10 protein-coding genes are annotated in these 11,296 nt (G+C 63.9%); 1 reads left to right on the forward strand and 9 read right to left on the reverse strand.

Annotated features, from left to right (window positions below):
* Positions 1-336 precede the first annotated feature (336 nt).
* The 3 genes from NZN28_RS12355 to NZN28_RS12365 all read right to left on the reverse strand — a co-directional run bounded on the left by NZN28_RS12355 (position 337) and on the right by NZN28_RS12365 (position 3,618).
* Positions 337-927: a UbiX family flavin prenyltransferase gene (locus NZN28_RS12355; protein WP_295398632.1), complete on the reverse strand. Its 591-nt coding sequence runs from the start codon at positions 925-927 to the stop codon at positions 337-339.
* A 515-nt stretch (positions 928-1,442) separates the two neighbouring features.
* A complete protein-coding gene (locus NZN28_RS12360) occupies positions 1,443-2,819 on the reverse strand; it encodes a sodium:alanine symporter family protein (protein ID WP_295398634.1) in 1,377 nt (458 codons plus the stop codon).
* A gap of 13 nt (positions 2,820-2,832) precedes the next feature.
* Positions 2,833-3,618, reverse strand: coding sequence for a DUF4388 domain-containing protein (locus NZN28_RS12365; protein WP_295398636.1), 786 nt, complete (start codon positions 3,616-3,618; stop codon positions 2,833-2,835).
* Positions 3,619-3,855: 237 nt separating this feature from the next.
* On the opposite strand from NZN28_RS12365, the gene NZN28_RS12370 reads away from it, so the two are divergent.
* Positions 3,856-4,554 carry an alpha/beta fold hydrolase gene (locus NZN28_RS12370; RefSeq protein WP_295398637.1) on the forward strand — a complete coding sequence of 233 codons (699 nt, stop codon included), beginning with the start codon at positions 3,856-3,858 and terminating at the stop codon, positions 4,552-4,554.
* Between the two features lie 302 nt (positions 4,555-4,856).
* Here the strand turns inward: NZN28_RS12370 and NZN28_RS12375 are convergent, their stop codons facing one another.
* From NZN28_RS12375 to NZN28_RS12400, 6 genes are all read right to left on the reverse strand, one after another.
* The gene (locus tag NZN28_RS12375) at positions 4,857-5,519 is read right to left on the reverse strand and encodes an RNA-binding protein (RefSeq protein ID WP_295398639.1); all 663 of its coding nucleotides are present in this window, start codon (positions 5,517-5,519) and stop codon (positions 4,857-4,859) included.
* A gap of 184 nt (positions 5,520-5,703) precedes the next feature.
* Positions 5,704-7,377: an ABC transporter ATP-binding protein gene (locus NZN28_RS12380; RefSeq protein WP_295398640.1), complete on the reverse strand. Its 1,674-nt coding sequence runs from the start codon at positions 7,375-7,377 to the stop codon at positions 5,704-5,706.
* Between the two features lie 98 nt (positions 7,378-7,475).
* Entirely contained in the window at positions 7,476-8,645 is a 1,170-nt protein-coding gene (locus tag NZN28_RS12385) for a sugar synthetase (protein WP_295398642.1), read from the reverse strand.
* Between the two features lie 89 nt (positions 8,646-8,734).
* Positions 8,735-9,520, reverse strand: a complete 786-nt coding sequence (lpxA, locus tag NZN28_RS12390) for an acyl-ACP--UDP-N-acetylglucosamine O-acyltransferase (RefSeq protein WP_295398644.1) — start codon at positions 9,518-9,520, stop codon at positions 8,735-8,737.
* Entirely contained in the window at positions 9,517-9,960 is a 444-nt protein-coding gene (gene fabZ, locus NZN28_RS12395; RefSeq protein ID WP_295398646.1) for a 3-hydroxyacyl-ACP dehydratase FabZ, read from the reverse strand. Before fabZ ends, lpxA begins: the two co-directional genes overlap by 4 nt.
* 96 nt (positions 9,961-10,056) lie before the next feature.
* On the reverse strand, positions 10,057-11,019 hold the full coding sequence (locus NZN28_RS12400; protein WP_295398648.1) for a Gfo/Idh/MocA family oxidoreductase: 963 nt from the start codon (positions 11,017-11,019) through the stop codon (positions 10,057-10,059).
* Positions 11,020-11,296 lie beyond the last annotated feature (277 nt).

Below are 11,296 nucleotides of genomic sequence, written 5' to 3' on the forward strand. Positions count from 1 at the left end.
GCATGGAAGCCCGATCCCGAGTGGTTCTTATCAACTCGATCATATTTATCCGGTAAGCAAAGCTGCAAAACATGGCCCACCCATCGATAGCGTCATAAACATGGCCATTCTCGACTCTGCAACGAATAAAATGAAGTCTGCTAAATCCCCGCGGGATTTCGTAAGACAATCTATTCTGAGCCTGGGCGGTCGAGTAAGAACGCGACAGGTATTTGAGTCGCACTTCATTGACCGAAAGAGCCTCTTATATTTGCTAAACAGGAAGGTGCATTTTGGCGATTTCTTAGCGCGGAGAGCCCAAATAATTTGGGATGAGATAAACAAAAAGCTTGGATGCTAGTCAAGCTCGAGCTCCACCATCTCCTTCCAGCGCGGCGCTCTGGGGTAGTCCAGCCCAAACAAGTCCAGGATGCGCTGGGTGATGAAGGCCAGCAGGTCGTCTATATGCCGGGGCTTGTGGTAGAAGCCAGGTGCGGCGGGCAGAATGGTGGCCCCCGCCTGGGCGGCCTTGACCATGGCCTCGAGGCTGGGCAGGGGTAGGGGGGCCTCACGCGGCACCAGCACCAGGGGGCGGCGTTCCTTCAGGGTGACGTAGGCCGCCCGGGTCAGCAGGTTGTCGGCCAGACCGTAGGCCACCTTGGTCAGGGTGGTCGCGCTACAGGGCACAATGACCATCCCCAGGGTGCGAAAACTGCCCGAGGCCACCGCCGCGCCCAGGTCGCTGCTGCGGTGCACCACCTGGGCCAGGGCTTCGACTGCCTCCACGCTTTGCTCGGCCTCTTCCACCAGCACCCGCTTGGCCCCCTGGGTCATCACCAGGTGGGTTTCCAGGTCGGGCAGGCGGCGCAGGGTTTGCAGCAGGTCGAGGGCATAGGGCATCCCGGAAGCCCCCGAAAGCCCCACCACCAGACGTTTGGGTACGCTCATGGGCCGAGTGTACAGGCAAGCCCCGTTTTCAAATGCAGCCAGCGCCGCACCTGGGTCGCTGAAGCCCACGCTCGAGCGGCCCAATACACCTGGACGGGTCATTCACTGGCAAAAAGTCGCGTCAGGAACCAAAAAGTTCTTGAGAACGGCTGAGATGGAAACACAACGGCTGCCAGGTCCAAACACGGCGGTTATGCCGAGGGAGCAGCCTGCCGACAAGGAATCCTCTGAGGGCACTGCCCAGGTGCGGGAACACGAGGGTAAACCAAGATTCCTCGGATAGCCCCATTGATGAGGCAGGATACAGGGGTTAGAGGGCAAGAAGCCAGTCGCAGAAGCCCACAACCCACCTCCGACTACCCACCCCCACCTTGTGACAGTTGCCCGGACACCCAACGCTGGTACCACCGCCCACTCAAAGCGCGAGGTCTTCGCAACAGCGACCCAAGACTTTTGCCATCTGCCTCATCTGAGCGTTGAGCATTCGGCCTTCAGCTCGGGGCCTTCGGCTTTTCTCAATCTTCTTCGGGGGGCTGCCAGGGCATACCACCAAAGAACTCCCGCACCAGCCGACCCACCAGCCCCCCCAGGGCCAGGAGCGCAATCAGGTTGGGAATGGCCATCAGGCCGTTCAGGGTATCGGCCACACTGGTCAGGGCCGCCAGACCCCCCAGCGGCCCCACAAAAGCAAAGGCCACAAAGGTCAGGCGGTAGGGCCAGCGGATGCCCTCGCCAAACAGATAGGCTGCCCCTTCCTCGCCGTAGAAGCCCCAGGAGACCATGGTTCCCAGGGCAAAAATGGCCAGCATTAGCCCCAGCACCGCCACCCCCAGGGGATGTTCGGCAAACAGGAAGCGGGCTGCCTCTACCCGGTCGCCCCCCAAAAAGCGCTGCCAGAGCCCGCTGGCAATAAAGGTCAGGGCCATCAGGGTGGTTACGCCCAGGCTCACGAGCATCTCGGTCAGGCCCCAGAAGCCCTGTCGCACCGGGTGGTCTACCTGGGCCTGGGCGTGGGCGATGGCCGCCGAGCCCAGCCCGGCCTCGTTGGCAAAAATGCCCCGTCCGACGCCCGCCTTTAGAATTTCGGCCAGCCCCAACGAGATGGCGGCTCCGGCAGCGCCCCCGGCAGCCGCCTGAAAGCTAAAAGCCGAGGAGACAATCAGGGCCAGCGCACCGGGAATATCCCCCAGGTGGATGAAGAGCAGGGGCAGAATTCCCGCCAGGAACAGAAGCAGTTTGAGCGGAACGATCACCTGGGCAAAACGAGCAACCAGGCGAATGCCCCCGGCCAGCAACACCCCCACCAGCAGGGCCACCAGCAGGCCGGTAATGGCCGGGGGCACGTTAAACTCCTGCGCAAAGGCAGCGCCCACCGCGCCTGCTTGCGAAAGGTTGCCAATCCCAAAAGCAGCAATGGCGGTGAAAAGTGCAAATAGCGCAGCCAACCAGGCCAACCGCCTGCCCAGGCCATAGCGAATATAGACCATGGGCCCGCCCATCACCGAACCATCGGTGTACTGACGGCGGAAATGAACGGCCAGAACCGCCTCGGCAAACTTGGTGGCCATGCCCACCAGATAGGCCACCCACATCCACAGCACCGCCCCAGGCCCGCCCACCAGCACGGCGCCCACCATGCCAATGATGTGCCCGGTTCCAATGGTGGCCGACATAGCCACCATGGCGGCCTGAAAGGGCGTGATCTGACCCCCGAAGCTCAGGAAGCGCTCCCGAATGGCCCCGAAGGTCTCCCGCAGGGCGATACCCAACCGGCTGAACTGGGGGAAGCCGGTGCGAAACGACAGATACAGACCCACCAGGATAAAGACCAGCATCATCCATTCGCCGTAAACGGCCCGGTTGACAAAATCGTTGAGCGCTAGGACATCCATAGTTTGACCTGTTTTAGCCTGCCTCTGGCCAGGCTTCTACCGGCATCCCCCGGCTAAGGCGCAGTTGGCGCAAGTCGCGCTCGAAGAGCCCCAGGCGGCCTTGCATGTTAATGCGAGGCTCGGGGCGCAGGGTGGTCTCCTGGTGTTTGGTTCGCAGCCGCACCCGAAAAGGGCCGCCCAGCAAACCCTGCCACCGGGCATACAAATCTTCGTCGATCACGGCCACCCCCTGCCCACCGCCGTATAAAGAGAGTACCACCAGGGGTTCGGGTCGGATTTCCAGGTGAAGCCGGGCCTCGAGCAGACCCAGCCGCAGGAACTTGCTCAGTACCTGGGCGGTCTCGAGGGGCGAGAGGCGGGGGTTCATCAGGGCCTGGGCCAGCGTTTTACCTTCGGCCTGGGTCAGCACCCCTACCTCCAGGGGGCTTAGTTGGGTCTGCCCCTGGGCCGTGCGAGCCTGGAGCAGGAGCCCCCAGTTGTCGGGCAGGCTGATTTCCTTCCAGGCTTCAAACTGGTGCAGGATGAGCTGGTGGGTCTGCAGGCTGGGCTCGATGCTGCGTTCCTGGGTTTGGGCCTCGGACTCGAAGCGAAACGGCGCCGCGCGCACACCCGCCAGAAGCTCGAGGGCCTCCAAACCCCGCAGCGAACCTGCTTCAGCATGTACCGGATGCCCCCCCGCCAGGTAGAGGCAGCCCGAGAAGTTGGGGTGCTCGATGAACAAAGCCCCTCCCCTGGCCGCCCCCATCAGGGTCTCCAGAAGCCGCAAAAGGGGAAACTCCGCCAGGTTGCCGCTCAGCACGCTCTCGCCTCCCGTAGCTTGGAAACCCGCTCCTGCTCAATAAGGCGCAACGTAGGTTATTCTAACCACAAATAGGCCCCATCACACCGCATAGGCGGGGTTGGTCATCTTCCATATCCCCCAGAGGAACCGGGCGATGCTTCCCTACAGCAGATTCGCCAAGCCGCGCTTTAAACAAGAAAGGCAGCCATTAGGGTCTCACTAGCCGATTAAGACCCAATGAGCTATAAAGAGCCCATGTCCAGCGTTCTGGTTTTGCACGGCTTTACCTCCCATCCCACCCTGACCATGGGGCCCCTCGCCGAAACCCTGCGAAAGGCCGGTTTTCACGTGGCCCAGCCCACCCTCCCCGGCCACGGCACCCGGCCCGAAGACCTGCAGGGGGTGCGCTGGCAGGACTGGCTGCAAACCGCTCGCGCAGCCTACCTGGCCCTGCCCGAACCCAGGGCCGTAGTGGGGCTCTCCATGGGCGGCCTGCTGGCGGGCTGGCTGGCCGCCGAACACAAAACCGCCGCGCTGGTGGCCCTGGCCCCGGCTTTGGGTCTCAGGAACCGCCTGGCCTACCTGGCCCCCTGGCTGCACTATGTCAAACCCTGGGCCTACAGCACCGACCCCGCCGAAGAGGCCAAACGACGCGAAAAAAGCCCCAACTACCCCAATTTCCCCACCCGGGCCCTGGCGCAGTTGATTGCCCTTCAGCAGCGCCTTCCCGAGCTATTGCCGCGGGTCTGGGCACCTGCCCTGGTGCTCGAGGCCGCCCACGACGACACCGTGCCCGAGGCCGCGGTGCGCCGCTACTACGCCCTCATCGGCGGCCCCCACAAGGAGTACCGCACCTACAAAAGCCAGCACGATATGCTGCTGGACCCGCTGGCCCAGCAGATTTCGGACGATATTGCGGCCTGGCTACAGGAAAAACTGGCAGCCCAGAAATAGAGCGCTCTTCACATATTTAGAGCCATTCGACTATAAGAAAGCTTTGTCCTGGACTGAACAGTGGCGGCCTGGAAACTCGAAAACATGCGTCTCGGCCCAGACGCATTGTCGTTTTCGTAGGCGGCCACGTCTGTGAAGGACGCGATAGCGACGTGACACCAAGCGGTGGGTCAGGCACCCTAAGCAATCCGTGTACACCCCGTTGGGCCTTGTCGGGAAGCCAGCTAGGCGCAACGTCCTGAGCGCGGCACGGCACGGATTGCTTTGTCGAGCTATCGGCTTTCCGCTATGGCGATTCACCACTATCGGTGAACCTCGACCTCGAGCTTCAGGTTCCCCCGTTTGGTCTGGCCCAGCACCTTCCTGACCACCAGGCTGCCCAGCCCTTCGGCCAGCAGGGTGTCGCCTTCGGAAAGCTCGTCTTTGGCCGCAGCGGTCTTGCCGCGCAGCTTGACCTTGCCTGCCTTGACCCCCAGCGCAAAGTAGGTGCGCGACACCCCAAAGCCTTTGGCCCCCACCACATCCACCCGCAGGCTGGGCACCACCACGCTGCGGCTGCGCTCACGGGTTTTGGGTAGCTGCTCGGGGGCGGCGGGCTGGGGCTCTAAACCGGCCTCTTGCAGGATTTGCAGCCCCTTGGGCAGCGTAGCCAGCAAAAAGCCTGCTGCGGTCTCTTCCAGGTCGCCCATGAGGCCCGGCTCCAATAGCCCGCGCAACCTGTCCTCGAGGGCCTCGAGGTCGCCCTCAAAGCGCAACCACACCACCCGCGTAGGGTCGGCCACTGCCGGGATGTGCTCTGGGAACAGCACCGCCACCTGACGAGCAGCCAGCGGCAGGCCCCCAAAGCTCTCGAGGCGAATCCCTTCCTGCTTTGCCAGGCGGCGCAGCTCGTCCAGGGCGTCGGCCTCCAGAAAAGGGGTCTGTACCACCCGTCCTCCCCGGGCTTTTTTCAGATATTCCTGCACAATCTTTGTCCTTTCCGCATTTTGTCGCCGGTCACTGGTCTCCAATCCGTCTCACTGCTTTTCATTCGACCAACTCGCCGTGGGGAGCTACGAAAGCCAGAAGTGCCGCTGGACTTTTATTCTCGGCTATGGCCCATAGGCCATTGAGCATCGAGAACCTTCTTTACTCGGTCTTTCAGCTTTTTCAAGCCTTCCACAGCCCTGCATAAACCCCCCCCAAGTCCATCAGCTCCTGATGTCGGCCCACTTCCACAATGTGCCCGTTCTCCATCACCACAATCTGGTCGGCGTGCTGCACGGTGGAAAGGCGATGGGCCACCACAATCACCGTGCGGCCCGGGCGCACCGCTTCCAATGCCGCCACCACCTGCCCCTCGCTCTGTTTGTCCAGGGCGCTGGTAATCTCGTCGAGCAGAAGAATTCTGGCCTCGCGCAGCAGGGCCGCCGCAATGGCCAGGCGCTGCCGCTGGCCCACTGAAAGCCCACCGCCACCGTCATCCAGCAGGGTTTGCAGGCCCACCTCGGGGTACAGGCCCACCGTCCTCAGGGCTTCTTTCATGGCTTCTGAGCTGGCCTCTGGGGCCAGCGCGGCCAGGTTTTCCTGAACGCTGCCGGCAAAGAGCAGCGGCTCCTGAGGCACCCAGGCCATGCGGGCCCGCAGCCAGGCCGCCTCGTAGCTTTGCAGGTCGCGCCCATCCAGCAAGACCTGCCCTTCGCTGGGGCGGTAGAGGCCCAGGAGCAAGCGCAACAGGGTGCTTTTGCCCGCGCCCGAGGGCCCCACGATGGCAGTAAAGGAACCGGGCTCCACCCGCAGGTTCAGGTTTTGCAGGGTGGCCTTGGCGTTCGGGTAGGCGAAGCTCAGTTGGCGAAGCTCGAGCCTTCCTTCCAGCGTCCTGGGCCGTAGCTGGCCCATGGGCGGGGCTTCGGGCAGCTCGAGCAGCTCCACCACGCGGGCGGCAGCTCCTTCGGCCTGGGCGAAGCCGGTTCCAACACGGCTCAGCAGTTGCAAGGGGGCAATCGCCAGCGCCAATAGGGTGAGAAAGGCGGTCAGGTCGCCGGGGGTGAGCTGCCCCCGCTGCACCGCCCCAACCCCCATCAAAAGCAGCAGGCCCAGGAGGGTGGTGGTGGCCAGCTGCCCCAGGGGCAGGTTCAGCGCGGCAATCAGGCTACGGGTGCGCCCCAGCCGGTATTGCTGCTGGTTGCTCTGGCGAAAGCGGGCCCGGGCAAAAGCCTCCAGGTTCAAGGCCCGAATCAGCTCCAGGCGGCCAAAGCCCTCGGCCATGCGGCCAGCCAGTCGCTCTAGGGCAGCCTGGGTGCGCCGGCTAAAGTGGGTGACCCAGGCCCCCACCCAGCCAAGCAGCAAGGCCATGAGGGGCAGCGCGAGCAGCACATACAGGGTGAGCTGGGCATAGTGAAGCAAAAGCTGGGCCAGCAAGGCCAGCAGCAGAATTCCCTGAACCAGCAACCCCCCCAGGCTGTAAAACACAAAACCCTCGAGTTCCTTCAAATCGGCCACCAGCCGCCCGGTAAGCCCGCCCGAGGAGGGCGGCAGGGCCGTCAGGTCGGTCTTGAGCAGGTGCTCGAAGACCCGCTCGCGCCAGACCGCCGGAATCTTGACCGAAAGGTAGCCCATAAAGGCTTCCAGCACATACCCGCTCACCACCAGCAACAAAAGCAGCGCGGCCCCCGCCCAGAGCACCTGGCCCAGACGCTCAAACTGCCCCGCCAGCACCTGATCAAATAGCGGCTTGACCACCCGGCCCGGCAGCCAGGCCTGGGCTATGGCGGGCAAGACCGAAAGCCCCGCCGAGAGCAGAAGGTGCGGCAGGAAGGGACCGAGCAGGCGGAAGAGGTTCATACGGGAACGAGGGTCGGCAGGGGGGCGGGTTTCAGTGGCAGACCGGGGCTTTTTGGCTGGTTGGAGCAGAGACCCCGAGGCCCCAAAAGGCCCGGCCTTCAGCAGTGGGCCAGCACATACTCCACCAGCCTATCGGCTCCGGGCCGGGCTTCCAGGCGCTCGAGCCGGGTTCGGATTTCCGAGGCCCGCCCAGGGGCCAGCAGACCCAGAGCCTGCGCGGCCACCTCCTTGGGGCTAAAAACCCCCCGCAGCTCGGGGAATACCTCTTCGCCCAGCCACTGGTTGGGCAGAGCCAGGTGGGGCATGCGCGCGACCAGGCCCCGCACGAAGCGCTGCTTGAGGGGCCTGGCCCCCGGCAGGCTCAAAAGCCAGTGCCAGAGGCCCTCCAGAGGGAGCATCTCCGGCTTGTGCAGGGGCAGCAAAACCAGCGAGGGCAGACCGGCCAGGGCCAGCTCGAGGGTGTTGGTGCCCGGAATGGTAATGGCCAGCGAGGCCTGGCGCATGGCCGCGTAGCGATAGGGCTCATCCAGCACGGCCACCTCGAGGCCCTGCTCGGTACGCAAGCCCTGGCCTGCCCAGGTCGCCCCCACGCCGCCTATGTCTCGCACCCGGTGCGCTTGCAAAGCCTCCGCCACCACCGCTTCGGGCAAGAGCCGGCTTTTGACCCAGGCGAAGCGGAGCCCTGGCCGTTGGGCAGCCATCTGCTCCGCAACCGCCAGCAAAAAACCCAGCAGGTAGCGGGCCGCAAAGGGGCGGCTGCCCGCAAACAGCAGCACGTCGGCGGGCTGCGGAGGCTTTTGCTCGGCCTCGTTCAGGGCATCAACCACCAGATTCCCCACCGCCACAATGCGGCCTGGGTCGGCCACCCGGGCCTGCATGGCCTTTTGGGTGCGCTCGGAGTCCACCAGCACCGCCCGCAAAGCGGGGTGGTGGGCCCTGGCATCGAAGGTGTAAGAAAAGGCCGGATACCCCGTGGCCCGGCCCAGCAAAACGGCGTCGCGGGGCGCACCCCCCAGCATCAGCACCACCCCCCGGCCCTGGGCTTTGCCCAATAAGAGCCGCCGGGCCAGCGCCGAGCGGCCCGAGAGGGCCTCCAGCTTTAGCGTGCGGGCCTTGGCCTGCTCGGTTCCGGCAGCAAACTGGTCGCGGATCAGAAAAAGCTCGATGCGAGCCCCCGGCGCCTCGCGTCGCAGGCGCGAGAGCACCGGCGGCACCCAGGTTGATAGCTCGCCGGGGCCGTTGGTCAGCAGCAGAATCTCATCCAGCATATGGGGCCTGGTCTAGCGTTCATCCTGTATTTAGCAATCGCCTTGCGCCGAAACAGGGGCTGGCCCTGAATGGGCCACACCGGGCGGCCCTAGCCCTCAAAACCCGGCTCTCCTCGCACAAAACCCGACAGACTGCGCCTGGAAGGGGCGGCCAAAAACGCCTTGAGCGTGCGCACCTCCTCGGTATCGGGCAGTTCGTCCAGGGGCCTGCCTTCGCGCACCGCCCGAAAGGCCTGCTCGAGGGCCCGGTAGCGCTCCCCGCTAACCCCGGCCCGGCGCAGCCCCACCGTGTTCAGCCGGTAATGTCGGGCCGGGCTGCCCTCCGCCAGCGAATAGGGCAGTACGTCCCGGGTGGGCTTGGAGAGCGCCCCCACCATGGCCCTTGTCCCTATGCGCACAAACTGGTGGATGCCCACCAGCCCTCCTATCACCGCGTGGTCGCCAATTTCTACATGCCCGGCCACCGCTGCGCCCTGGGTCAGGATGACCCCATCGCCAACCTGAGCATCGTGGCCCACGTGCACATAGCCCATCAGATAGCACCCAGCCCCGATGCGGGTCGGCTGTTCCGCCCGGGTGGAGCGATGCAGAACGACCCCTTCCCGCAAAACCGTACCGGCGCCGACCTCGAGCCAGGTCTCCTGGCCTTTGTAGCTGAGGTCTTGGGGCTCCCCCCCCAGCACCGCGTGCGGCCCCACCCGAACCCCCGCCGAAAGCCGCACAAACCGATGGATCACCGCATGGGCCCCAACCTCTACCCCAGGGCCAATCTCACAGGGCCCCTCGATCACGGCATACGGCCCCACCTTCACATCGGGGGCCAGATGCGCCCTGGGCGAGACCACAGCGGTGGCATGGATGGCAACCTGACTCACGACGCAGCCCCTCCCGTATCGGAGCGTAGCACAAAGCTCAGGGTGGCCTCGGCCCGCAGTTCCCCCTCCACCCTGGCCTCGACCCTAACCTTGCCCAGCCCCCGCCGGTAGGCCAGGAGTTCCCCTTCCAGAATAAGGGTATCGCCCGGCACCACCGGCTTTTTGAAGCGGGCCTCCTCGACCCCCACCAAAAACACCAGCCCGCCCGGCTTGAACTCAGGCTGCTGGGTCACAACCGCCACCGAGCCCTGGGCCATGGCCTCAATCAGCAAAACCCCCGGCATGATGGGATAGCCGGGAAAGTGCCCCTGGAAGTGGGGCTCGTTGAAGGTCACGTTCTTGAGCGCCTTGAAGCGCTTTTCATCGGCCTCCAGGACTCGGTCAATTAGCAAAAAGGGGTAGCGATGTGGCAAAAACTTGAGGATTTGGTATATGTCCACGTGCTTAATACTAAGGGTTTGAAGGTTCGGGGCGAATGGAAGGCCCAGGTGACCCCGCCGTATTCGGCTGGTCTTTTGGGCTTTCGGCCTTCTGCCTTACCGTGCCATCACCGGCTGCAAGGCGTTGGAGAGCTCGAGGGCCAGCTCGAGGGCCTGTAAATCATCCTCCAGCGTCACCAAAGAGGGCTCGCCTTTCTGGATTCGATCCACAAAATGTTTGAGCTGGCGGCGCAGGGGGTTGTCGTTGTGGATGGCGATTCGTTCGGTCTGAACCTGGGTACGACCGTTGGGCATGACCCGGTCGGGGTCGGGATGCACCGGCGGCGAGCGGTGCAAAGAAAGCTCGGTGTACTCGCTGTTGAAATCCAGCCGCAGCACCTCGCCGGGCTGGGTGATGGTCAGGGAACGCTCGGCCTGGGGGGAGATGCGGCTGGCGGTAAAGAGGGCCCTGGCCCCCGAGGGAAAATCCACCACCGCCTGGGCATACTCATCCAGCCCGTCCACCTGACGACCCACCACGCTGTAGCGCAGAGGCTTTTCGCGCAAAAGCAGCATGACCAGGTCCAGGTCGTGAATCATCAGGTCGAGCACCACCCCAATATCCCGTATGCGGCGGTTGTTGCCCATCCGGCGGGCTTCCAGCACCCAGGGGGTGTTGACCATATTCATGAGGTCGGCCACGGCACGGTAAAAGCGCACAATGTGCCCCACCTGCAAGACCACCCCTCGTTTTTCGGCCAGCCGGACCAGTTCCCGCGCCTCCTGCATGGTGCGGGTCATGGGTTTTTCCAGAAGCACGTGGACCCCTGCCTCCAGGAACATGCGGGCCTGTTCGTAATGGAAGGAGGTGGGCGAGGCTATCGAAACCGCCTGCACCCTGCCCAGAAGGTCTTCCGGACTGGGGTAAGCCGGAACCTCCAGGTCCTGTACGATTGCAGCCTGGCGAAACGGATCGGGGTCGGCCACCCCTACCAGCCGAACCCCAGGCAACCCTGCGTATACCTGAGCATGGTAAGTGCCCATCACCCCCACGCCCACAACCCCCACGTTTAGCTCCATAGAATCCTCGCGACGTGATGCAAAAACCCTGCTTCCCAGCAGGATGATACACTTAACGCCCATTTGCAACCACTTTTTGCTGGGGCCAGCTTTAGGAATGGCTCAGAAAATCCCAAAAATCGGGTTGCTTCAGGGCGCCAGCCTCAGCCTGCCGGCACTCCCCGCCAATCTACCACGGGTGCGGAACGTCCCAAAGCGCTTGCAGTCATGCGGGGTCTTTTGGGGTCATTGCAACCCGCAGTGTGAAGACCCCAAAGACCCCGCCACGGGCGAGGCC

The sequence above is a fragment of the Meiothermus sp. genome (assembly GCF_025056915.1).
GTDB lineage: Bacteria > Deinococcota > Deinococci > Deinococcales > Thermaceae > Meiothermus.